This is a genomic window from Stenotrophomonas sp. STEN018 (genome assembly GCF_056760235.1).
The window spans coordinates 18,577-40,651 of the sequence record NZ_JBRREK010000041.1; the positions used below are offsets into that span (position 1 = coordinate 18,577).

Sequence of the window (22,075 nt, forward strand, 5' to 3'; positions counted from 1 at the left end):
CGTGGCCACGACCATCGCGCATGCCTCACCACATGGTGAGCGGCGCTTCCTTGGCCAGGGTTGCCTTGCGTTCCTTGCTGTACGCCCACCACGGCTGCGGCGCATCGCCACCCATGAAGCGCACCACCGACAGGAATACATCGATCACGCAGGGATCGTGCACCACGCCGGTTTTCAGGCATAGCTGTGCATACATATCGTAGGCATCACGCCCGCGCAGATGCGCGGGGACGCGGATCCCGATCAAACGGAGATCCTTTTCACAGGCCGGCCCGACATTCGGCAGGTCGGTCAGACGCAATAGATGATTGCGGTCGACCTTGGTGGGGTTCATTGCCTTGCGTGCACCTCGTGGGGGATGAAGTACGTCAGCCGTTCTGGCGGACGCGCAGCCGCTCCAGCACGCCGTCCAGCGTGTCCAGATCGGTGTAATGGATGACCAGCTTGCCCTTGCCGCCGCGGCCGTGGTTGATCGCCACTTTCGCGCCCAGCGATTCGGACAGCTCGGTTTCCAGCGATGCAATATCGGCCTGCGGTGCGGTCGGCGACGGCTTGGCCTTGCGCGCGCCCGGCACCTTGCCGGCAGCGAACTGCTGCGCGCGGTGCTCGACTTCACGCACCGACCAGCCCTGTTCGGCAGCTTCTTCGGCCAGCTTGGTGGCAAGCTCCGGCGCCAGCGTCAGCAGCGCGCGGGCATGGCCCATTTCCAGGCGGCGGGTTTCCAGCAGCACGCGCACGCCGATCGGCAGATCAATCAGGCGCAGCAGGTTGGACACCGAAGCGCGCGAGCGGCCAACGGCCTGCGCGGCTTCGGCGTGGGTCAGCGTGAACTCGCTGACCAGCCGCGCCAGCGCTTCGGCTTCTTCGAGCGGATTGAGGTCTTCACGCTGGATGTTCTCGATCAGCGCCATCGCGATGACGGTGCGGTCTTCCAGCTCTCGTACGACCGCCGGTACTACTTCCAGCCCGGCCAGGCGCGAGGCGCGCCAACGGCGTTCACCGGCGATGATTTCGTAGCGGCCACCTTCGATCTGGCGCACCAGGATCGGCTGGATGATGCCCTGTGCCTTGATCGAGTCAGCCAGTTCGGCCAGCTTGCCTTCGTCCATGTCGCGACGCGGCTGGTACTTGCCCGGCTGCAACTGGTCGATGGGCAGCTTGCGCAGCACTTCGCCGGGTTGCGGCTCGGCGACGGCAGCGACGGTGACCGGGGTTACTGCGCCCTTGGGGCCCAGCAAGGCATCAAGACCACGGCCAAGACCGCGCTTTTTCGCTGCACTCATCAGACAGCCTCCACGGCCCGGGAGGGCTGCTTGCGTTCACTGTTGCGGCGGATGATCTCGCCGGCCAAGCCCAGATAGGCAACACCGCCGCGTGAGGCACGGTCGTAGCCGACGATGCTCTGGCCATGGCTGGGCGCCTCGGCCAGGCGCACGTTGCGCGGCACGATGGTGCGGAACACGCGGTCGCCGAAGTACTCGGTGAGCTGCGCCGACACCGCGTTGGCCAGGTTGTTGCGCACATCGAACATGGTGCGCAGCACGCCTTCGATTTCCAGCGCCGGGTTGAGGTTGATCTTGAGCGCGTCGATGGTCTCGACCAGCGCGCTCAGGCCTTCCAGCGCGTAGTACTCGCACTGCATCGGCACGATCACCGAGTCAGCGGCGGCCAGCGCATTCAGCGTCAGCAGCGACAGCGCCGGCGGGCAGTCGATCAGGATGTAGTCGTATTCATCGCGGACCGGTGCCAGCGCGCGCTTCAGGCGCTGCTCGCGCTCGCTCTGGTCCATCAGCTGGATCTCGGCGGCGGTCAGGTCGATGTTGCCCGGCAGCAGGTCGAAGCCTTCTGGCGTGGTGACGCGCACCTCGGCGGCAGTGATCTCGCCCAGCAGCAGGTCACAGGTGGACGCTGCCACTTCACGTTTGTCCACGCCACTGCCCATGGTCGCGTTGCCCTGCGAGTCCAGGTCGACCAACAGCACACGTTTTGGTGCGGCGGCAAGGGAAGCAGCCAGATTGACAGCCGTCGTGGTCTTGCCGACGCCGCCTTTCTGGTTGGCGATGGCGATGATGCGAGCCATGCAGGAGAGCCTCGTTGGCGAAGTTGGACTGGTCATTATGGGGGTAGCGGCGCGTAGGCGGAAACCGGTTTCCGGGTAACAGGCGGCTTTGGGGCGGGAATGTGCCCCGATTTGCGGTGCTTTGGCCCCCTCCCTTTGGCAAAGCCAAGGGGAGGGCTGGGGAGGGGTAGCTTTCGGCTTTGCCCGGTAAAGCCCCTGCCGAGCATGGCTCGGCACTACGGATCTAGCCCTTGCGCTCCACCACCACCAGATGCCGGTCACCAACCAGCCCCGGCACCTGCAGCGGGCGCACTTCCAGCACCTGCCAGCCGGCCGGCAGCTGGGCGATCTCTTCGTGCGGGTACACACCCTTCATCGCCAGCAGCTGGCCACCGGGGCGCAGCAGATGACCGCCAACCTCGATGATGCCGGCCAGCGTATCCATGGCGCGGGCGGTGAGGTTGTCGTAGGCACCCGGCTCGTCCAGCGCTTCAGCGCGGGATTCCGCGACGCGGGCATTGCTCAAACCAAGCTGACGCACGGCCTCACGCATGAAGCGGGCCTTCTTGCCGTTGCTCTCGACCAGGGTCACCTGCAGCTGCGGATGGGTGATGGCCAGCGGGATGCCCGGCAAGCCCGGGCCAGTGCCCAGATCGGCCAGGCTGCCGCTGCTGACATGCTCGGCCATGGCCAGCGAGTCGAGCAGATGGCGGGTGACCATTTCGCGCGGGTCGCGGATGGCGGTGAGATTGTAGGTGCGATTCCAGCGCACCAGCAGGGTCAGGTAGGCCAGCAGGGGCTTGGCCAAGGCGGCGTCCAGACCCATGGCTTTCAAGCCGTGGTCGAGGTCGCTGGCGACTTCGCGCGGGAGAGTGGTGTCGTTCATGGCGGGGATTATCGCAGGAGTGACGCTTTTGGCCCCCTCCCTTGCGCGAAGCGTAGGGGAGGGTTGGGGGAGGGGTGCTCTGGATCTGGCTTTTGATCTGCCGCGCAGGGCAAGAGCAACGGCAACAGCTACCCCTCCCCAGCCCTCCCCTACGCTTCGCGCAAGGGAGGGAGCAAAACCCCCCCTCCCCAGCCCTCCCCTTGGCTACGCCAAAGGGAGGGGGCACAACGCTATAGCGGGTACCACGCCAGCGCGGCGCGGAAATCTTCCGTCGCCTGCCACTCATATAGATGCCAGCGGGCCGCGTCGCCCAGGCCCGGATCGCACCACACCAGCTGTAGCGCGCCCGCCGCATCCGGCGCAAAACGCAGCTTCTCCAGCCCGAACGAAATGCCATGCCCGTGCGCCTTCAGCAGCGCCTCTTTGGCGCACCACACACGGAAGAACCACTGCTCACAGCCGCTGTCATCCAGACCATCCAGCCAAACAATCTCATCCGGGTGGAAGAAACGGCGGATCACCTCGCGCATCTGCTTGCGCGGCCGCTGCCGCTCCAGGTCCACGCCCAGGCGTGCGCCCTCGCCCAGTGCCACCAGCAGATGACCGCCGCTATGGCTCCAGCCGGTACCGTAATGTGCCAGCTCAGCTATCAGCCACGGCCGGCTGCGCTCATCGCGGGTCAGCGGCAATGCCTCCGGCGTGGTGTCGAAAACACCGGCCAGCAACTCGCGGGCCTGCGGCTCACCGCGGGTGCCCGGGGTATGCGGCAACAGCCATACGTCGACCTGGCCAAACTGCCAATGGCTACCCGTCGAGCTCATGCTGAACAGGTTCCTGCCCGGACAAACATGTTCTTAACGCCACTACGCGTTGACTGTCGCCACCGCACCTTTCGGGGTGCTTCACGGCAGGGAGGTTCGCGCATGGGCATCATCATCTGGTTGATTATTGGTGGCGTCGTGGGTTGGCTGGCCAGCATCATCATGCGCCGCGATGCGCAGCAGGGCATCATCCTGAACATCGTGGTGGGCATCATCGGCGCCATGATTGCCGGCTTCTTCTTCAGCGGCGGCAGCATCAATGGCGCGATCACCGTGCGCTCGTTCCTGTTGTCACTGGTTGGCGCGGTGGTACTGCTGGCCATCGTCAATCTGTTCACACGCAAAAGCGTGCGTTAACCGTTCTGGCGCCGATTCGACCCAGGCCCGGCTGGCAACAGCCGGGCTTTGTTGTTTCAGCCCTAGGCCAGCTGCACCCAGGCCGGAGCGTGATCGCTGGGGCGTTCCCAGGTACGCGGCTCGCGGTCGATGCCGGAGGCGACAGCGCGCGGCTTGAGCGCATCGGAGACCAGGGTCAGATCGATGCGCAAGCCCAGATTGCGGCGGAAACCCGCTGCCCGGTAGTCCCACCAGCTGAAGATGCCTGCTTCGTCGTTGTGCAGGCGGAAGGCATCGTGCAAGCCCAGATCCAGCAGCTTCTGCAGACCGGCGCGCTCGGCGGTGGAGGTGAGAATGTGGTTTTCGTTCCAGACGCTGGCATCGGGCACATCGCGCTCATCCGGAGCGATATTAAAATCGCCCATCACCACCAGCTGCGGATGTTTCTGCAGTTCGGCGGCGATCCAGCTGTGCACCGCCTCCAGCCAACGCAGCTTGTAAGCGTACTTGTCGGTGCCCACGTCCTGGCCGTTGACCACATACAGATTGATGATGCGCACGCCGTTGACGGTGCCAGCGATCACCCGCTTCTGCTCGTCCTCGAAATCGGGGATGCCGATCTGCACGTCTTCAATCGGATGGCGCGACAGCAGCGCCACGCCGTTATAGGTTTTCTGCCCGGCGAACACATTGCGGTAGCCCAGTTCCAGCAGCCGCGTATCGGGGAACTTGTGGTCCTCCAGCTTGGTTTCCTGGATGCCGACCACGTCGGGGGCAAAGTCGGCCAGCCACTGTTCCAGGTGCGGCAGGCGGACATTGAGCGAATTGACGTTCCACGAAGCGATTTTCATGGGGGGATTCTAGCTGGGGCTGAGGCCAATGGGCCCCCTCTTGACCAAAAGCCCCAAAACACCCCTGCCACTCTTCCAGCACCCACAAGCGGGAGAAGGGACAACCAGCCCCTTCAGGGCAAGTACTCCCCTGCCAGCCAACTTTGAGACTCCGCTCGGCAGCAATCACCGCAGCATTGATCCAAGCTACAAGGCGGAAATAGCTGAAGTCCTGCGATGAGCCGAATAGCGGAACTACTCGGCTCATAGGCCCAGCCAAGCCCCCCGCATCAACTCACTCCGCCGTCACTCAGCAACTAGCGCCAGATACCGCGCGCAATAGCGTGCCTTCACCATCAATCCTGGGGGCGAAGCCTATTACCGCGCTCCCGGGCCTGAAGATCAGCACAGGTCGCGGCGGAGATCCAACCCGAGGATTAGGTGGTAAAGCGCGAGGCCGTCCAGCACAACGGGGGACACTGTTGTCAGCCAACCGACGCTGATTGGCGAGCAGTGACCGGCAGAGCCGAGCAGGTGCAGCGATTGGATGCTACCCATCAGACTGCCGGGCATCGCTCAGTATTTCAACGCACGCCAGGTGCTTGGGTGGCTCGGCGACGTGCCAGAACGTGCCAATGCCAGTTCGCCTGTCCAACAGGCACACGTCAAACGACGCCGTGACCATTCCGTCCATCGCGCTGTGCGAGCGATAGAAGTCCTTCAGCAACCCGATATGGTGCTGCTGGAATGCATCGATGCTCGGGAAGAAAACAGAAGGTCGCAACGACCTGGAAAACGCGTCGCATGTCGCTTGATCGCATGCGCACTCCTCCCGCAGCGAAAAATGAGCAGTGACAGGTTTTATCAACTCATACCTGACCCTATCGCTATGAACACCCACACAGTGCAGATCGAACGCATCACTCCCCGGCAGGGTGAAGAAGATGTTTCCCGTGGACTGGGCGGGATCAACGCGTCGCAGCTGCTTGGCCTCTTTTGCTACCTGCAACAGATTTACTGTGTCACCACTGCTTTCGTGAACTAGGAAACGTCTGAAATAACAGCTCATCAACAGCACATCACCGCTGGCAGCGGACGCGCCGTACTTCCACGGATAAACTTTCCGAAAGTTATCGATCACCAAATCGGGTGGGCCGTGGTTTGACACTTCTGCGAACGCCGCACAGTGATCGCCCGCCAAAATAAGGTGGTCTTGCACATTGGCGGCAACAATCAGCGTCATTACTTAGCTAGCCTCGCTCATGGAAATTTTTTCAGGATAGGGATTTCGCACATGCCCGGCAATTTCATCGTTAAGTCCAGCCAAAGCGATTTTTTGACTGGGGAGTTTCGAGCAGAATTCACAGATGCATTGCCTCAAGGGTTGGTTAGCCACACGTCCAACTGGATGGAACTCAATCACTTTTGGCCGGATCTCACGCCCGTAGATCGCGCGTCATACCGGGTGGTCTTCAGCAACGGTACGCAACGTGAAGGCGAACTGGATGCGCAGGGCTACGCGCGAATTGAGAGCATTCCCACTTCTGTGGCAGCGGTGTATTTCGGTGAAGACAAGCGCGAATGGAAGCCTGCCGCGGTCAAAGCTTTGACAGTCACCGATGAAGCCATCGCAAAGGACGCTCGTATGCTTGGGATTGACTCGGACGAGGACATCGCCGAGCTCATCAAAGCTGCCGCGTTTCGCATCACCGGGAGCCGAGCATGACCACCACATCGGAGGACATGGACGTTGAACTGACGCCGGAGGAGTTGAAGGAGCGCCAGCAGGCGTATGGCGAAGCTGCCGCTGAACTGGGAACAGCGATCGCTATGGGCTTTGTACCCTATCTGGGGCAGGCCGTGGACCTGTACGACACGATCTGCGCATTGGTCGATCTTGGCGGTGCGAAAACTCCACAGGAGAAAGACGATGCGCGCTTCGATACCCTTCTCGCCATCATTGGCTGGGTGCCGGGGCCCGGCGATGGCGTCAAGAAGAGTCTTCGCATCGTCAACAAGCACCCGGAAGGCTATGCGCCGGTGCTGTTCGACCTGTTGCGCCAAGTGCTGGTGATCTGCAACATCAAGACCAGTCCGGAAGTCCTGCTCGACCAGCTGTTCAATGAGGCAGGTATCCGCAGCAATATGGGCGAGATTCAGGCCAGCGTCGTCGATTCGAGCCTGTTCAAGAAAATGCCTGAAGCGGGGCAATCGGCGGTAAGGGATTCGTTGCAATGGGTGCAGAACAATGCGGGCTTGATGGTGGGCGTTGTTCAGCGACGGCTGACAACGTGGAAACGCCGCAAGCCCAACAGCAGTGCCCGCGGCGAGCAGCACGGCCGCAGGCGTACCGATGAACCAGGGCAGCGTGATGGCAACACCGGCAGCCATGGCCAGGACCGCGGGAAGGAAGGTGGAGCCACGCAATCGGTCAAAGGACAAATTGCGACCGCATCCGCTGACCTGCTGGATAAGGCAATTACCGGGATCATTGGTGAGCACATCGCCGACTACCACTGCTACGAAACGTTCCGATGGGGCAGCGGCTGGGACGGCCATGACAAGGGCGAAGCCGGCATCTGGATCAATGCGCCAGGGCGGGCGGTGCCGGGGAAGCTGTCGCGTCATGGAAAACTGTTTCAGCTGGCAGATCTAGCCAATGGCACCGGCATTGATTCCGTATGGCGTGCAGACCGCCATAACGGCGGTAAGCCCTATGCCGTTGTCGAAGCCAAGGCCAGTGCAGCACAGCCCAGGCCCTCAAGGCGACCGGCCACGGGGCGCAGAAAGCCGGGGATCAGCGGCAAGCTTGGGGTCAGCAATCTGCCAACGGCGGAAGACTTGCTGGAGCCCGCTATCGAGCCCGCTGGCGGCACCGGAAGCGCCAGACCCGCAAGTGGTAGGGGCGGCGGCAAGCGCGGCGGCGGGGAGGCCACGCCCGGATCATCGACCCAAGGGAGCGGCGGTTCGAACAGCGGCAGAGCTGGTGGTCCGATTGTGCAAATGAGTGTTGAGTGGATTGCGCGCAACATCGTTAGTGCTGTTGGCCGTCTGGACAACGACATCAAATTACGGGGCTACTCTCGCCACATTATCTATACACCACTGACACTATCGTCCACCGCGCAGCACGCGCAGGCATTGGCCTCTGGAACGAATGACGCCCAATCGCATACAAATCACAGCACCGTCTTCCACTACGACGAATCTGAAGTGAAGGCTGCAATCAACAGGAAGAAGGCTCGCCTCCGCAGAACCCATGGCAACATGAACAATCTGAGGAACGAGCCATGAACGCTTTCAATCTGACCCGACGCCAGCAGTTCGCCACCGAATCCCACTCCAAGGCTTGGGACAAGCACCTTTTGCAAAGCATCGAACTTTGGTCTCGAGAGCTTCCAGCAAATGGTGATAACGAAGCACACAAAAAGTCACTGGCAGCCCTCTGGGGCGTCGACGCTCGATACTGGCTATTTTCACTGCGGTACACAGCAGGTGAACCCATTGCCGAGCTACGGAATGATCTGGACGGAATCGTACAGGCGTATGAGACATACAAGCTGTACCTGGGGGAATACGAGGGCGAGCCAGAGTTCGCGCCGTTCAACTTCGAATACGAAATAGCCGACTACGAGCGCTGCATGCAGTTGATCGGACTGTGCTATCTACTGCACCGCCGTGACCTGCTGCCGCGCATCGCCAAGCTGCAGGACGCTGGCTATGCCGGTGAGGACACGTTGTATGAGGAGCTGCTCGGCCACGCGCTGCCCGGACGCGCAGACGTTGATCAGTGGTATTACGACAAACCGTATTCGACGCTCATCCAAGCCATGTATGCGCAGCCCCCCGGCGAGGCATCCGCCAAGCTGGCCGAGTATTGCCGTCAGTGGTATCCGGCGATGGAAGCGGCGCCCTGGCATGGCGGCCACGAACGCATGACCGAGGATGATGGCGACTACTTCGGCTATTGGGCCTTCGAAGCGGGTGCAGTGGCATTGCTGTACGACATAGATGACAGCGGCATCGACCATATGGTCTATCCCCGCGACCTGGTCGCGTTCGCACGCGCATTCACTCCGGACGCTGATTCCACGCCCGTCCGGCGTGTTGCTGGAGGCAATATGTGCCCTCAAAGTGGCTGGTGGTACACCCCCGCCCAAATCGGTTCACGCCAGTACTTCAAGCAAGGCGATGCCTTCCCGACGATTGAACACAGCGACTACGGGAGCACGTTCTGGCTATGGGCAGCAGATCAATCCGCGCCTTCGTTGTGATGGCTGGCCACCGTCTGCAGCGGACGCAGAACCCTTAGGCATTGGCCGCTGGAATGAGTGACGCCATTGGGGTGGCACAGATGCTGAACTGGCTGGTCTGCCTCGAATTCGCCCGGCAACCGACCGAGATCACCGCGTCCAGGTTGTAGTACTTCAACTTCTGGGTTTGGGTCAGCGGAACCGTGCCGTGTTCGGTGGTGTGTTCCAAAATGGATCACACCACTTCCTCTTGCAACTCAATTGGTTTCAAATTTTTCCGGATGTTTGGTGATCGGCACCATCCCGTTCGTCATCGCACCTAATTGTCGTTCAATCCATTCGGAGTGCGGCTGTGCAGCCGTTCTTTCCAGGTGCTCTCAATCTGCACAACGTCTTCAACCTGCATATCCGGCGACAAACGCTGCAGAATGCTGAAAACAAACCCCTGTGGGTCTCGTCCCCGCAACAGTCGATTGCCACCGTCGCCACTGACAGCATAGTTCTGCCAGCGCCCCAGCAAGTTCTCTGCGCCGCTGGCCGACCCCACGTATCCCAATCGTGACGCCCGGTCGAAGATGTAATAGATACCGCGCCATTGCGCCAACGCCTGCCGCCAGCTGGCCGGCAGCAGGTTCAACTGGCTCCACTCAAAGGTCAGCGTCTGCCAGTCCGGCATCGCCTTCACCAGCAAGCTCTCGTCGTGGATAGCGCGAATGGGCAAACGATTGCGCGACGCCCAGCGCCACCATGAGCGCTCGATGCCCGTCCAGTCGATCACCAGCTTCCCTTTCCAATCGGCCATATGCGGGGTCGGCTGCAGATCGAACCAGAACGAATCGCGCCCGTCCTTCGGCCCCTTCGTTCCCAGCTCACGCAACTCCGGGTTGCCCGGCAGCGACCAGAAGCGCTCGGCCGGCACCACCTGATGCCCGGCAACGGCGTACACCCCAACAAATACCGCCCGCCCCGCCTCATGGCCGATAAAGGACGCCAGGTAGCGCGCCTTGGCCAGCGCCCGCTCCACCACTTCGCCGTGATTGGACTGATAGGCGTTGTAAACGGCGTGCCGCTCGGCCGCAAGCCACGGCAACACAGCCCGCAACTCCTTCTCAGTCGGGCGGTGGCGCATCACCATCACCGTCGCCGGGTCCAACCCGGCTTTGGTCAGTAGATTGTTGAGATCATCATCGCGACAAATCCCTTATCACCATTAGCCCAACTCTCCAAGGCCCGAAGAAAATGTGGAGTATCGTGCTGCGGAGAGCTGTCACCGAAGATATGGAAACACCTGAGCCAGTAGGTGGGCATCCTTCAAAGCGCCGTGCAAACCACGGTCATGCTGAATACCCAACCGTAGTAGAAGATCGTCGAGCTTGTTGGGCAGACTGGGCCAGCGCGTACGGGCCAGTTTGAGACTGCAGGTGATACGGCAGTGCTGGGCCAAACCACCCCGTAGCCCCGCCAGTGTGAGTTCGTTGTCCAGAAAGCCCACGTCGAATGTGGCGTTGTGTGCCACCAGTTCACTGCCGCCGATAAAAACCAGCAGCTCGGCGGCCTTACTGGCAAACAATGGCTGCCCTACCAACATCGCATCACTGATACCGTGAACACGCTGCGCGCCGGAATCCACCGCTCGCTGTGGCTGCAGGTAAGTATGAAATTGGCGGCCGGTGATGCGGCCGTCAATCAATTCCACCGCACCGATTTCGATCACACGGTGACCGAGGCGATGTGAGATACCGGTGGTTTCGGTATCAAGGGCGACAACGCGATTCATGCTTTGGTCTCTCCCAGATCAGCCGGGTGAATATCAAGCGCCGGCAATGCATTGACGATTTCCTGGGTTTCCAGACTTATAGTGACCACGCGCTGAAACAGTTCCAGCGGGTACTTCGGGTTACCCATGGTCTCGGTGGCCCAGTCATTGGCGTCATTGACGATGCCGCTAGCTTTGTCCTCGCGCACAGCCTGGCGCTCCATCACCCAGTCGAGTGCAGCTTTGCCATTTACGATGTAGTCCCAGGCCGCTTCAGGAATGCCGCTCATCGTGATCTTGTTGTTGTAGATGACGATGCTGCGATCATTGACCGATTTGCCGGTTTCCGGGTCCTTTTTCTTGGCGAATTTCATCTTCTCGACGCGGTAGTCGGCGTCAGTCACCGATCCCTTGGAATCGATACTGAGCGGATACTTATCTACCGATTCGTAGTTCAAATGCAGCGCGGCCAGATCACGGCCGGCCTTGCTGAAATGCCAGAAGTCGATGGCAGTGCGCACACGTGGAATGCGCGGCAGCTCCTTGCTGAGATTGTCAGCATAGCGCTCGCGATAATCCAACGAATGCAGAATGCCATAGACATAGTAGAACAAGTCCTCTTTGCCAATCGCCTCACTAGGATAAACACTGTTGAAATGCACCAAACCTGCATCGGTGATGGCTTCACGTCGGCCAAGGCCATCGCCTGATTGATCAACGAACAGGCTATCGCCAGAGTTCTTCGCAGCGCGATCGTATACATAGCGAGGGAATGAAACCCCTTTTTCCAACGCATCGTAGCAGGGAACAACGTCCGAAATGGTCACCGAAAAATCTTTTGAACTGGCAGCACCTAGCGCAACTATCACAAGGTTCTCACCCTTTCCTTCAGGGAAAAAACTAGGCATGCGATAGAGGGAGTGACTGCACTTCGGGTCGAAATAAAGCCACTGAGGTGAGAATGGTCGATATAAGCTCTTAGCAATCAGATCGGGCTTGAACGTGATCTTTCTTCCTCTTTCTAATCCTTGCTTCAGGTTGACGCCCCAGCTGATCTTGGACTTGTCCAGATTAATAAAGTCGTCGACACTGATTACAGCCCCCTCCGCCCCCTTACACACAAACCTATCAACTTCTCCATTGTAGAAATCGACCATACTGTTGATATTGATTGCGAGCTGGTCCTTTGATCCGTTGTAGCACCATGCATCGCGAGCTGTATTAACTCCAAACGAATACATGTCAAAGAGGCACAAACCAGCCCCTTTTTTGTCGCCGATCACGATGTGCCTATTGAAACTATCATCACGCTGAGTCAGCCAGTCACCATGAGTGTCCGGGATTATAGTCCTCCATGCCTTGGATGGAACTCCAGCCACGCTAACAAAGTCTACGATCTTCTCCAGCTTTTCTTCGCGACTAAGATAGTCACCAATATCATAAAAATTAATCTTGCCTTGTTGCGCGGCACCCGGGTTCTTTACGAGCAGCGAGATTGCGATAGGCGCACGACTGCCGCTGCCGAAAATTTTTCCACCTTCCTTGCGCGAGGTTTCACCACTGGTACGCTGATTACCGCGCAGGTGAAATACATACAGGCTAGAGAACTCTTCGGCCAGACACTTGCGCAGGCCATCGGCAGTATTTGCTTCCAAGAAGCCTGCATTGGTAACAAAGCCTATTATTCCTTCATTGCCAATGCGGTCACTGGCCCAGCGGATGGCACGAATATAACTGTCATAAATAGATTTTTTCCCGAGCTCCGTTGCAGATCGCGAAACGTAAGTTCTGCGGATGCGTGCATCCAAAGATGGGTAATCTATGTTTTGATTTTTATCATTTTCACTACCTTGACCAACCGAATACGGCGGATTCCCCACAATCACTCGGATATCAAGCTTCTTTTGCCGTCTGCGTCGCTCGCTGTTGTCCACCAAAAGCGCATCTACCAGATCGTCTTTCTCATACATCTGGAAGGTATCGGCCAGGCAGATGCCATCGAACGGAACGTAATCCCCGCCCACCAGTCCATGATAGGTGGCCTCGATATTGATCGCAGCGATGTAATAGGCCAGCAATACCAGCTCGTTGGCGTGGATCTCGTGCTTGTACTTGTGCGCAAGTTCCTCCGGCCTGATGAGCCCGGACTGCAATAGCCGGGTGATGAATGTACCGGTGCCGGTGAACGGATCCAGGATATGCACACCCTTGCTACCAAGCGTTTGCCCAAACTCCTGCAACAGCAGGTGGTTGACGCTCTGTAGGATGAAATCCACCACTTCGACCGGGGTGTAAACGATACCCAGACGCTCGGTCATCTTCGGGAACGCGTTACGGAAGAATTTGTCGTACAGCTCGACAATGATCTTCTGCTTGCCTTGAGTGCTGTCGATGCCCTCGGCGCGTAGCTTCACGCTGTCGTAGAAAGCCTGCAGGGTGTCGGCCTCTTTGCCCAAGTTCTGCTCCTGCAGCACATCCAGCACCGCCTGCATGGCTCTGGAAATAGGGTTGTGACTGGCAAAGCTGTAATCTGCAAACAGCGCATCGAACACCGGCTTGGTTATCAGATGCTGGGCCAGCATCTCGATGATTTCATCATCGCTGACCCTGTCGTTTAGATCGTCGCGCAGCTCGTGGGCAAAGGCATTGAAGGCTTGGCGCGCCTTGGGCTGGTTATCGCCCTCCAGCACGGCCTTGATGCGATCGATATGAGTCTGGGCGATTTTGGCGATATCGTTGGCCCAGTCCTCCCAGTGATGGCGGTTGCCGCACTTATCCACCACTTTTGCGTAAAGGGCGCGCTCGATCTGGCCCACTTCAAACTCGAAACCAAACTGGTCCGGGGCCGGGCCATAGCGTTCGGCAGTTTCGCCGATGGCGTACTTCCCTTTGGCCTTGCCTGCTTGCTTTGAACTGTTATCCACCAGACGCGCGGTCTTTCGCTGCACGGTGTCGGCAATGGCCACTACTTCCATCTTGCTGCGGTCAGGGCCAACCAGATCCAGCTTATTGACCATCGCATCGAAGCGATCATCGTGGGAGCGCAGCGCCTGCAGCACCTGCCAGACAACGGCGTAGGTCTTGTTGTCGTTGAGCGCTTCGTGCGGCTCCACACCGGCTGGGATCACCACCGGCAGCACAACGTAACCACGTTGCTTGCCAGGAGCATTCCGCATCACCCGACCCACCGACTGCACCACGTCTACCTGCGAGTTGCGCGGGGTGAGGAACAGCACCGCGTCCAGCGCCGGCACGTCCACGCCTTCGGACAGGCAGCGCACGTTGGAGAGAATGCGGCAGGTGTCTTCCGGCGCCGGTGCCTTGAGCCAGTCCAGCTTGGCTTCCTTCTGGCCGGCATTCATGCCGCCATCCACGTGGTCCGCCTGACAGGTCAAGCGAGCGCCTTCTTCAACGTCGTCGGCGTCCTGATAGGCCTCTACCACAGCCTGGAACATACCGGCGATCTCCTTGGAGCTGACCTTGTGGGTCTTACCACCCTTGCCCGGTTCGATCACCTGGCAGAACGCCACAGCTCGTTTCATCGGCTCGGGAGTGTCGCTGCCGTCCTCCTGCAGGCCGAGCTTGGCCAGCGCCTTCCAGCAGCCGACGATCTTGGCCGCATCATCCACCTTCAGCGTGTTGCTCTCGTCCTTCAGCAGGGCCTGCAGACGTCGGCTTACGTGTGATTCCTCCACCGCCAGCACGATGACCTTGTAGTCCACCAGCAGGCCACGCTTGACCGCTTCTGAGAAGGTGATGACAAACAACTGCTTGCCGTACCAGTCCTCGTTGTCCATCGAGTACAGGGTGGCATTGTCGCGCTCGGCGATGGCCTTGGCGCCGTCGCCGTAGATGCGCGGGGTAGCCGTCATATACAGGCGCTTGACTGAGCGGAGGTAACCAGCATCGTGGACACGCACAAAGGCGCTTTCGTCATCGCCATCGAAGGTAGCGCCCGTGGTGCGGTGGGCCTCGTCGCAGACGATCAGGTCAAAATCGGCAAGACCATAGGCATGCTGGGCATCATGGAGTACCTCGATGGAGTGGTAGGTACTGAACACAACGGTCATGTGCTCGGCGTCATGGCGCGCCGCAACCCCTTGCGCCAAGCGCTTGGCATCGGTAGTGGCCGGGTAGCGCAGCTCATGAGCGAAGGTCTGGACGATATCGTCCTCCTTTCTTCCCTTTTTCTTGCCTACGTCGCTGTCAGAACACACTGCAAAGCTGTGCAGCGGGATGGCGCTTTCCTGCGTCCATTCCGTAAGCGTCTGCGATAGAAGCGACAAGCTGGGCACCAAAAAGAGTACGCGTTTGCCCTTACCGGCCATCTCCTCCGCGATCTTGAGGCTGGTGAAAGTCTTGCCGGTGCCGCAAGCCATGATCATCTTGCCGCGCTCAGCCTCGTCCAACCCGGCCATCACCGCCTTGAGGGCGTTCTCCTGATGTGGGCGTAGTGACTTCTTCGACTTCAGGACCGGCGCGGCTTTTGACTGGTAGCGCGCCCAGTCGATCTGGCTTTCCTCCAGATCGTGCAAATCAATCTTGCTAACTGGTGGCTGTTGATCGACCAGCGCGTTCTCGGCGTGCTCGGACCAGTGATTGGTGGTGCTGACGATGATGCGATGTGCAAACGGCTTGCGCCCAGATGCGGTGAAGAAGCTGTCGATATCCTTCTTCTGCAGCTTGTAGTCCGGATCGTAGAACTTGCACTGGATGGCGTGGATCTCGCCGCTTCCAGCCACCTCGGCCACCAAATCGATACCGTCGTCCTTGGCGGTGAAGCCGTTGGCTGGCGCCCATTCGGCCCAGGTCCAGACCTTGCTGTACAGGTCACGATACGTGGCCTCGTTGCGTAGGTAAGCGAGGATCAATTCCTCGAAATAGGTACCTTTTTCGCGTTCGGATAGCGAGGCGTTGCGGAAACCTTCGAGGAGTAGATTCAGTGCGGTCATGCTTTAACCTAAAAAATATTGAGTATCGTGCGGAGACAGACGTTTACGCTTCGCCAGCCAAAAACCAAACCGGCTTGAGCGGCAGACGGCGGCGGGCGCTGTCATCCAGCTGGCCGTAATGGCGGGTCCACAGTTCGACCAGCTGGTTGGCGTCGATCAGGGTGATGCGGCGGTGGCTCTGGCGGGCTTCCAGGTCGGCGTCTTTGGTAAAGCCGGACAGGGCCACGAACAGGCCTACGTCGCCTTCGCCCAGCACGGCCATGAAGCTGCGCAGGCCCATCACGTCGATCTTGGGTGAGTTGGCGTTGCGTTTGACCTGCACCTTGATCCGCGGCGGGCGGGTGCCCAGCGGGTCGTTGTAGGCGATGACGTCCACGCCGCCGTCCTTGCCGGGTGGGGCAATCCACGCCACGTGGTAGCCCATGGCGGTGAGCAGTGCGCCCACCAGCTCCTGGAACTCGTAGGGCGGCATGTCTGCTAGATATGCCTCGATCTCGGCCCAGGCCATTTCTTCGGCCTGTTCCAGGGTGATGCTGGCGGACTTCTCCACCGCTTCGTCATCACCTTCGTCGATTTCGACTACGGGCTGCGCCTTTTTCCATTTGTGGTACAGGCGTACCGCCTCGCGGTAGAACTGCTCGCCGTCCGGGTAGTGCTGCAAGGCTTGGGCGCCTTCGGCGGTGATGCTCCAGATGCCCTTGTCCTTGACCAGCCAGCCGGCTTTTACGGTGTCGACGGTGGCGAAGCGCACGATCTTTTCGAAGCGGCGCCCGCCGGTGGGGTAGTCGCCAGCTTCGTAGGGAGTCAGTTCGACCTGGGACGCCAGGGTTGCCAGGGCTTCTGCGGCCTTCATGCCGTCGGGCCGGGCCTGCAGGATGCTGAACAGCTTGCGTATCAGGTGGCCTGTCCGGGCCTTGGTTACTTCCGCCATGCTTCCCCTGCCTCGGTGGTTTGTTTCAGCGTTTTGGCGCCTTAATAGGGCCGCCGGATTTGGCTGATTTATGTGAAGGGTCATGATAGCCGGGGCGGCTTGTGTATATCAGGCTGAACCGGGTTGGTGGTGGGGTTAACTGTGCTGCCGGGGGTCTTCTGGGGCTTGGTTTGGTCTTGGGTAAAAGGCTTGGGGTGTTTGGTGCTGGGTTTTGTGGGCCGTTACAGACAGGCAAGAAAGCCTAGCTTGGTGGGTTGTTGCTTGGCTGGGCTTTGATTTCTGCTGAAGGGCAAGTCACAAGCAAGATCAAAAGCTCCCCCACCCGCCCCTTCGGGGCACCCTCCCCCGCAAGCGGGAGAGGGGACAGCGCTGGCGTCTGCAGCACTCCTTGCGGCTGCCGGACGCCGCGGCAATCTGCCCCCTCCCTTTGGCCGTAGGCCAAGGGGAGGGTTGGGGAGGGGTGCTTTGGCTTTGGCTTTGGCTTTGGCTTTGGCTTTGGCTTTGGCTTTGATTCTCCCGCCGCTTCGGCTTGCGTTCCGACAGCTCAGGCAAAATCAAAAGCGCCCCCTTCCGCCCTTCGGGCACCTTCCCCCGCAGGCGGGGGAAGGGACAGCATGCGATTCGGACGGCTTGTGGAGCGCTTCACCCCACCCGCCAAACCCCGCAAACCACAACAAAACCTATCGGGTGAATGTCGGGGAATACACTTTTTCAGCGTTCCGATTCGCGCAGACTGCCTCTCAAAGTGAGGGGAAGCCATGCGTAGCAAGCTGTTTGTGCCCGGCGCACGTCCGGAACTGTTCGACAAGGCCTTGGCCAGCGCGGCCGATGCCCTGTCCTTCGATCTGGAGGATTCCGTCCCCGAGGCCGGCAAACAGGCGGCGCGCGCAGCCATCGCCAGCTTCCTCGCCCGCACCGATGTGCTTGCCAGCAACAAGCTGCTGATCGTCCGCACCAATGCCACCGACAGCCCGCACTTCGCCGCCGATCTGGCCGCGATGGCGGTGCCCGGCCTGTGGCTGCTGAATATCCCCAAGGTGGAATCGGCCGCGCAGGTGCGCCAGGTTGCCGTGGCGCTGGAACGGGCCGAGGCCGCCAACGGTGTGACCCGCCCGATCGGCCTGCTGTTGAACATCGAAACCCCGCGCGGCCTGCGCTTGGCCGCCGAGCTGGCTGGCGCGCATCCGCGCGTGGCCGGCTTGCAGCTGGGCTTGGGCGATCTGTTCGCGCCCAATGGCATCGCCCGTACGCCGGCCAATGTGCATGCGGTGCTGTTCGCGGTGAAAATGGCCGCCACCGAAGCCGGCGTGTTCGCCTGTGACGGGGCTTGGCCGGATGTGGCCGATGCCGAGGGCTTCCGTACCGAGGCCATGCTCGCGCAGCAGCTGGGCTATATCGGCAAGAGCTGCATCCATCCGCGTCAGGTGGGTCAGGCCAATGTGATCTTCAGCGTGGCCGAGGCCGAGCTGGACGAAGCACGGCGTATTGTTGCCGCCGCGCAGGCGGCCAGCGATCTGGGCCGCGGTGCGTTCCTGTTCGAGGGACGCATGATCGATGTGCCTTACCTGCGCCGGGCCGAAGCCCTGCTCGCTGGCGCCCTGCGCGCCTGATCTTTCCATCTGGCGGTTCGCCGCTACGCCGTTCATTACCGGGGTTCCATCCATGCCCACGCCCATGGCCACCGCGCTCGCCGCGCTGTCGCATCGCTTCTCGCTCGGCTTCCGCCTGCTCGTTGTCACCACCTTGCTGGCACTGGCCGGTACGGCGGCTGCCGCTGAGGAGAGTTTGAACGCAGTGAAGTCCGGCGCGCTGCCGGCCCTGCCCGGCGCTGCGCAGGTGCAGCAGTTGCTGGATATCAACGGCCGCTTGCTGGCCCGTTCCGGCGACAAGGCCTGGCTGCTGGGCAAGAACGGCAAGGCGTGGACGCCGGCCACCGGCATCAGCAACGAGATCGTGCAGGACATCGTGCGCAACGGCGACAGCACCTGGCTGCTGACCGGCACCGATGCGCTGCACAGCAATCAGCTGCAGCAGATCACCCTCAAGGGCGAAACACTGGGCACGGGCCAGTCGCTGGCATTGCCAACCCCATTGAGCAATGCACACGCAGCCGCGCTCGACGGCGCACTGTTCGTAGCCGGCGTCGACGATAGCGGCGTCACCCAGCTGTACAAAAAACCGGCCGATGCCGCGCAATGGCAGCCGCAGCCGATCTGGCCGGGCGCTGCTGCAGCGGTCGCACTGCAGGCGCAGAAGGGCGCGCTGTACGCGGTAGTCGGCAACAACGGCGCACAGCAACTGCTGCGCTGGAACGCTGAGAAGGGCTGGCACAGCCTGCCGGCCATTGGTGGCGACGTGGTGCCCGGTTCGCTGCGTGCACTCGGTCAGGCGCACTTGCTGATGCAGGTGACCGACGCGACCGGCAACAGCCACGCGCGCACCTTCCACACCATCACCAGCGCCTGGGCCGATCTGGCCGATACCGATGCCAAGGCGCCAGTGGCCAGTGCAAGCTGGGGCAATGGCCTTGCCTGGGCGAATGCCGACGGCAGCCTGCACACCTTTGAGCTGCAGAGCGGCAAGCACCTGCTGGGCTGGCTGGACTGGGCGGTGATCATCATCTACCTGGGCGCGATGCTCGGCATGGGCGCCTACTTCTACTTCCGCGAGAAGCGCGCCAGCACCGCCGACTTCTTCGTCGGTGGCCGCAGCATTCCGTTCTGGGCAGCGGGCGTGAGCTTGTACGCGACCAACACCAGCTCGATCAGCTTCATCGCCATTCCGGCCAAGGCGTTCGAGACCAACTGGCAGTATCTGACCAACAACCTGATCGCAGTGCTTGGCCTGATGTTCGTCGCGGTGTGGATCGTGCCGCTGCTGCGTCGGCTGGATTTGATGAGCGTGTTCTCCTATCTGGAAACCCGCTTCCATCCGGCCATCCGCATGCTCGCCAGCGCGCTGTGCATCGTCATGCAGATCGGCGCGCGCATGAGCGTGGTGCTGTTCCTGCCGGCGCTGGCCATCGCCACCATCACCGGCATCAGCGTGGTGTGGAGCATCATGATGATGGGCGTATTCACCATCCTCTACACCGCGATGGGTGGCATGAAGGCGGTGATCTGGACCGACTTCGTGCAGGTAATCGTGAAAATGGGCGGCGCGATCTTCGCCATCCTGTTCATCGTGTGGACGCTTAAGGGTGGCTTCGGTGAATTCGTCGCCACTGCCGCGATGGAAGACAAGACCAAGCTGTTCGATTTCAGCTTCGACCTGACCAAGGCCACCGTGTGGGGCTTCATCTTCCTGGTCGTGTTCGACGTGGTACTGACCTTCCCCAAGGACCAGGTGCTGATGCAGCGCACGCTGGCCACCAAGTCGGACAAGGAAGCCGGCCGCTCGATCTGGGCGTTCGCCGCGATCATGATTCCGGGTGGTTTCATCTTCTACGGCATCGGCACCGCACTGTGGGTGTTCTACAAGAACAACCCGCAGCGTCTGGACCCGCTGCTGCCGATCGACGCGACTTTCCCGCTGTTCATCGCAGCCGAACTGCCGCCGGGTGTCACCGGTCTGATCATCGCCGGCGTATTTGCCGCTGCAATGGCAACGCTGTCGAGCATCATGAACAGCGTGGCGACCTTGATCTCGGTCGACTTCTACGAACGCCTGGCCAAGAACCCGACCCCGCGCAAGAGCGTGCTGTTCGCGGAAATCTCCACGGTGCTGGTCGGCTTTACCGCGATTGGCCTGGCGCTGATCATGACCCGCTACGACATCCACTCCTTGTTCGACGTGTCGATCGAACTGGCCGGCCTGCTCGGCGGTGGCTTTGCTGGTGCCTATACGCTGGGCATGTTCACCCGCCGCGCCAACTCCGCCGGCGTGGCGATTGGCGTCGCCTCCAGCATCGTGCTGACCTTCGTTGCCTGGTGGTACAGCCTGGTGCATCCGTATTTCTACCTGGCCATCTCGATCTTCCTGTGCATCGTGATCGGCTATGTGGCCAGCCTGTTCTTCCCGGCCCCGAACCGCTCGCTGAAGGGCCTGACCATCTACAAGCAGGACGCTCTGTGAAGACCGGCCTGCGGCCCGCCATCCGTCGCGGACCGCAGGCATTTCACACTGCCGGCGCGGTGACCCTGCCATTGGTCGGATCGCGCCGCCGCGCCCGCTGGTGTAGTTTGGCGCGCAGCTGAGAGGTCTAATCGCGTGGAAACCCAGTTTCTCAATACCTTTGTCACCGTGGTCGACCGTGGCTCCATGGCCGCGGCGGCACGCATGCTGCACATCACCCCGGCCGCCGTTGCCCAGCAGATCCGCACGCTGGAACGCGAGCTGGGCGCACCACTGATTGCCCGCGCCGGCCGCACCGTCAGCGTCACCGAGGAAGGTGCACGCATCCTGCAACGCGCGCGCGACCTGCTGCGTGGCGTGGCTGATCTGCGCAGCGTGGCCAATGAAAGCGGCATGGCCGGCGAGTTGCGGCTGGGCGCCTGCCCTACCGCGCTTGGCGGGCTGGTGCCGGACATCCTGGCGCGGATGGTGGCCAAGTTCCCCGAGATAAACGTCTTCATCAAACCCGGTTATTCGTCCGACCTGTACGGCGCGGTGGAAGCAGGTGACCTGGATGCGGCGATGGTGCTGCAGGCACCGTTCTCGCTGCCCAAGACCTGCGACTGGCAGCTGCTGCGTGAAGAGCCGCTGGTGGTGCTGGCGCCGGCACGCATGGCCGGTGCCGACCCGCACCAGCTGCTGCGCGAAGAGCCACTGATCCGCTACGACCGCCACGAATGGGGCGGCCGCCAGGCCGACGAATACCTGCGCAAAGCCGGCATCGTGCCGCGCGAACGGTTCGAGCTGAATGCGCTGAATGCGATTGCGGTGATGGTGGATCGCGGCTTGGGTGTGTCGCTGGTGCCGGATTGGGCAAAGCCGTGGCCGGAAGGGATTTCGGTGGTGCGCATTCCTCTGCCCGAGCCCAGCGAGCCGCGCCGGATCGGCATGGTCTGGTCGCGCTCCTCGGTGCGCCTGCGCCAGGTCAATGTGCTGCTGGACGAGGCGCGTACGGCGTTGTTGCAGCCGACGGATTGAACGCAATGCTCATGTAGTGGGGGGGGGGGGGGGGGGGGGGGGGGGGGGGGGGGGCGGGGGTGGGGGGGGGGGGGGGGGGGGGGGGGGGGGGGGGGGGGGGGGGGGGGGGGGGGGGGGGGGGGGGGGGGGGGGGGGGGGGGGGGGGGGGGGGGGGGGGGGG

General features: G+C 61.2%; 19 protein-coding genes. 7 read left to right on the forward strand and 12 right to left on the reverse strand.

Features of this window, described 5'->3' with window-relative positions:
- Positions 1-25: 25 nt before the first annotated feature.
- From ACVOMB_RS15225 to ACVOMB_RS15245, 5 genes are all read right to left on the reverse strand, one after another.
- The gene (locus tag ACVOMB_RS15225) at positions 26-334 is read right to left on the reverse strand and encodes a helix-hairpin-helix domain-containing protein (RefSeq protein ID WP_481514983.1); all 309 of its coding nucleotides are present in this window, start codon (positions 332-334) and stop codon (positions 26-28) included.
- A gap of 34 nt (positions 335-368) precedes the next feature.
- Complete coding sequence (locus ACVOMB_RS15230) at positions 369-1,283, reverse strand: ParB/RepB/Spo0J family partition protein (protein ID WP_481531949.1); 915 nt, start codon at positions 1,281-1,283, stop codon at positions 369-371.
- Complete coding sequence (locus tag ACVOMB_RS15235; RefSeq protein WP_481514985.1) at positions 1,283-2,080, reverse strand: ParA family protein; 798 nt, start codon at positions 2,078-2,080, stop codon at positions 1,283-1,285. Before ACVOMB_RS15235 ends, ACVOMB_RS15230 begins: the two co-directional genes overlap by 1 nt.
- 223 nt (positions 2,081-2,303) lie before the next feature.
- Positions 2,304-2,945, reverse strand: coding sequence for a 16S rRNA (guanine(527)-N(7))-methyltransferase RsmG (rsmG, locus tag ACVOMB_RS15240; protein ID WP_481512799.1), 642 nt, complete (start codon positions 2,943-2,945; stop codon positions 2,304-2,306).
- Positions 2,946-3,175: 230 nt separating this feature from the next.
- Positions 3,176-3,766, reverse strand: coding sequence for a 4'-phosphopantetheinyl transferase family protein (locus ACVOMB_RS15245; RefSeq protein WP_481531950.1), 591 nt, complete (start codon positions 3,764-3,766; stop codon positions 3,176-3,178).
- 102 nt (positions 3,767-3,868) lie between these two features.
- Between ACVOMB_RS15245 and ACVOMB_RS15250 the strand changes: the two genes are divergently transcribed.
- A complete protein-coding gene (locus tag ACVOMB_RS15250) occupies positions 3,869-4,123 on the forward strand; it encodes a GlsB/YeaQ/YmgE family stress response membrane protein (RefSeq protein ID WP_481531951.1) in 255 nt (84 codons plus the stop codon).
- 62 nt (positions 4,124-4,185) lie between these two features.
- Here ACVOMB_RS15250 and xth read toward each other — a convergent pair whose 3' ends face one another.
- Entirely contained in the window at positions 4,186-4,953 is a 768-nt protein-coding gene (gene xth, locus ACVOMB_RS15255) for an exodeoxyribonuclease III (protein ID WP_481531952.1), read from the reverse strand.
- Positions 4,954-5,482: 529 nt separating this feature from the next.
- Positions 5,483-6,175 carry a hypothetical protein gene (locus tag ACVOMB_RS15260; protein WP_481531953.1) on the reverse strand — a complete coding sequence of 231 codons (693 nt, stop codon included), beginning with the start codon at positions 6,173-6,175 and terminating at the stop codon, positions 5,483-5,485.
- A 51-nt stretch (positions 6,176-6,226) separates the two neighbouring features.
- On the opposite strand from ACVOMB_RS15260, the gene ACVOMB_RS15265 reads away from it, so the two are divergent.
- Genes ACVOMB_RS15265 through ACVOMB_RS15275 form a run of 3 tightly spaced genes read left to right on the forward strand, consistent with a single transcriptional unit; the run spans position 6,227 to position 9,206 of the window.
- Complete coding sequence (locus ACVOMB_RS15265; RefSeq protein ID WP_481531954.1) at positions 6,227-6,658, forward strand: hypothetical protein; 432 nt, start codon at positions 6,227-6,229, stop codon at positions 6,656-6,658.
- Positions 6,655-8,226 carry a hypothetical protein gene (locus ACVOMB_RS15270; RefSeq protein ID WP_481531955.1) on the forward strand — a complete coding sequence of 524 codons (1,572 nt, stop codon included), beginning with the start codon at positions 6,655-6,657 and terminating at the stop codon, positions 8,224-8,226. Before ACVOMB_RS15265 ends, ACVOMB_RS15270 begins: the two co-directional genes overlap by 4 nt.
- A complete protein-coding gene (locus ACVOMB_RS15275; protein WP_481531956.1) occupies positions 8,223-9,206 on the forward strand; it encodes a PoNe immunity protein domain-containing protein in 984 nt (327 codons plus the stop codon). Before ACVOMB_RS15270 ends, ACVOMB_RS15275 begins: the two co-directional genes overlap by 4 nt.
- A gap of 34 nt (positions 9,207-9,240) precedes the next feature.
- On the opposite strand, the gene ACVOMB_RS15280 is transcribed toward ACVOMB_RS15275, so the two are convergent.
- The 5 genes from ACVOMB_RS15280 to ACVOMB_RS15300 form a co-directional block, all read right to left on the reverse strand.
- A complete protein-coding gene (locus ACVOMB_RS15280) occupies positions 9,241-9,414 on the reverse strand; it encodes a hypothetical protein (protein WP_481531957.1) in 174 nt (57 codons plus the stop codon).
- Between the two features lie 90 nt (positions 9,415-9,504).
- Positions 9,505-10,314, reverse strand: coding sequence for a GIY-YIG nuclease family protein (locus tag ACVOMB_RS15285; RefSeq protein ID WP_481531958.1), 810 nt, complete (start codon positions 10,312-10,314; stop codon positions 9,505-9,507).
- Positions 10,315-10,452: 138 nt separating this feature from the next.
- Entirely contained in the window at positions 10,453-10,962 is a 510-nt protein-coding gene (gene dnaQ / locus ACVOMB_RS15290) for a DNA polymerase III subunit epsilon (protein ID WP_481531959.1), read from the reverse strand.
- On the reverse strand, positions 10,959-15,893 hold the full coding sequence (locus ACVOMB_RS15295) for a DEAD/DEAH box helicase (RefSeq protein ID WP_481531960.1): 4,935 nt from the start codon (positions 15,891-15,893) through the stop codon (positions 10,959-10,961). Before ACVOMB_RS15295 ends, dnaQ begins: the two co-directional genes overlap by 4 nt.
- A gap of 43 nt (positions 15,894-15,936) precedes the next feature.
- On the reverse strand, positions 15,937-16,824 hold the full coding sequence (locus ACVOMB_RS15300) for a restriction endonuclease (RefSeq protein WP_481531961.1): 888 nt from the start codon (positions 16,822-16,824) through the stop codon (positions 15,937-15,939).
- A gap of 758 nt (positions 16,825-17,582) precedes the next feature.
- On the opposite strand from ACVOMB_RS15300, the gene ACVOMB_RS15305 reads away from it, so the two are divergent.
- The 3 genes from ACVOMB_RS15305 (at position 17,583) to ACVOMB_RS15315 (ending at position 21,915) form a co-directional block, all read left to right on the forward strand.
- Positions 17,583-18,434, forward strand: coding sequence for an HpcH/HpaI aldolase/citrate lyase family protein (locus ACVOMB_RS15305; RefSeq protein ID WP_481531962.1), 852 nt, complete (start codon positions 17,583-17,585; stop codon positions 18,432-18,434).
- Between the two features lie 52 nt (positions 18,435-18,486).
- On the forward strand, positions 18,487-20,898 hold the full coding sequence (locus tag ACVOMB_RS15310) for a sodium:solute symporter family transporter (protein ID WP_481531963.1): 2,412 nt from the start codon (positions 18,487-18,489) through the stop codon (positions 20,896-20,898).
- A 135-nt stretch (positions 20,899-21,033) separates the two neighbouring features.
- Positions 21,034-21,915: a LysR family transcriptional regulator gene (locus tag ACVOMB_RS15315; protein WP_481514996.1), complete on the forward strand. Its 882-nt coding sequence runs from the start codon at positions 21,034-21,036 to the stop codon at positions 21,913-21,915.
- Positions 21,916-22,075: the final 160 nt, after the last annotated feature.

Coding starts and splice junctions, on each gene's coding strand:
- ACVOMB_RS15225 (WP_481514983.1), bottom strand. CDS start 334: ATGAACCCCACCAAGGTCGACCGCAATCATCTATTGCGTCTGACCGAC.
- ACVOMB_RS15230 (WP_481531949.1), bottom strand. CDS start 1,283: ATGAGTGCAGCGAAAAAGCGCGGTCTTGGCCGTGGTCTTGATGCCTTG.
- ACVOMB_RS15235 (WP_481514985.1), bottom strand. CDS start 2,080: ATGGCTCGCATCATCGCCATCGCCAACCAGAAAGGCGGCGTCGGCAAG.
- rsmG (WP_481512799.1), bottom strand. CDS start 2,945: ATGAACGACACCACTCTCCCGCGCGAAGTCGCCAGCGACCTCGACCAC.
- ACVOMB_RS15245 (WP_481531950.1), bottom strand. CDS start 3,766: ATGAGCTCGACGGGTAGCCATTGGCAGTTTGGCCAGGTCGACGTATGG.
- ACVOMB_RS15250 (WP_481531951.1), top strand. CDS start 3,869: ATGGGCATCATCATCTGGTTGATTATTGGTGGCGTCGTGGGTTGGCTG.
- xth (WP_481531952.1), bottom strand. CDS start 4,953: ATGAAAATCGCTTCGTGGAACGTCAATTCGCTCAATGTCCGCCTGCCG.
- ACVOMB_RS15260 (WP_481531953.1), bottom strand. CDS start 6,175: ATGACGCTGATTGTTGCCGCCAATGTGCAAGACCACCTTATTTTGGCG.
- ACVOMB_RS15265 (WP_481531954.1), top strand. CDS start 6,227: ATGCCCGGCAATTTCATCGTTAAGTCCAGCCAAAGCGATTTTTTGACT.
- ACVOMB_RS15270 (WP_481531955.1), top strand. CDS start 6,655: ATGACCACCACATCGGAGGACATGGACGTTGAACTGACGCCGGAGGAG.
- ACVOMB_RS15275 (WP_481531956.1), top strand. CDS start 8,223: ATGAACGCTTTCAATCTGACCCGACGCCAGCAGTTCGCCACCGAATCC.
- ACVOMB_RS15285 (WP_481531958.1), bottom strand. CDS start 10,314: ATGCGCCACCGCCCGACTGAGAAGGAGTTGCGGGCTGTGTTGCCGTGG.
- dnaQ (WP_481531959.1), bottom strand. CDS start 10,962: ATGAATCGCGTTGTCGCCCTTGATACCGAAACCACCGGTATCTCACAT.
- ACVOMB_RS15295 (WP_481531960.1), bottom strand. CDS start 15,893: ATGACCGCACTGAATCTACTCCTCGAAGGTTTCCGCAACGCCTCGCTA.
- ACVOMB_RS15300 (WP_481531961.1), bottom strand. CDS start 16,824: ATGGCGGAAGTAACCAAGGCCCGGACAGGCCACCTGATACGCAAGCTG.
- ACVOMB_RS15305 (WP_481531962.1), top strand. CDS start 17,583: ATGCGTAGCAAGCTGTTTGTGCCCGGCGCACGTCCGGAACTGTTCGAC.
- ACVOMB_RS15310 (WP_481531963.1), top strand. CDS start 18,487: ATGCCCACGCCCATGGCCACCGCGCTCGCCGCGCTGTCGCATCGCTTC.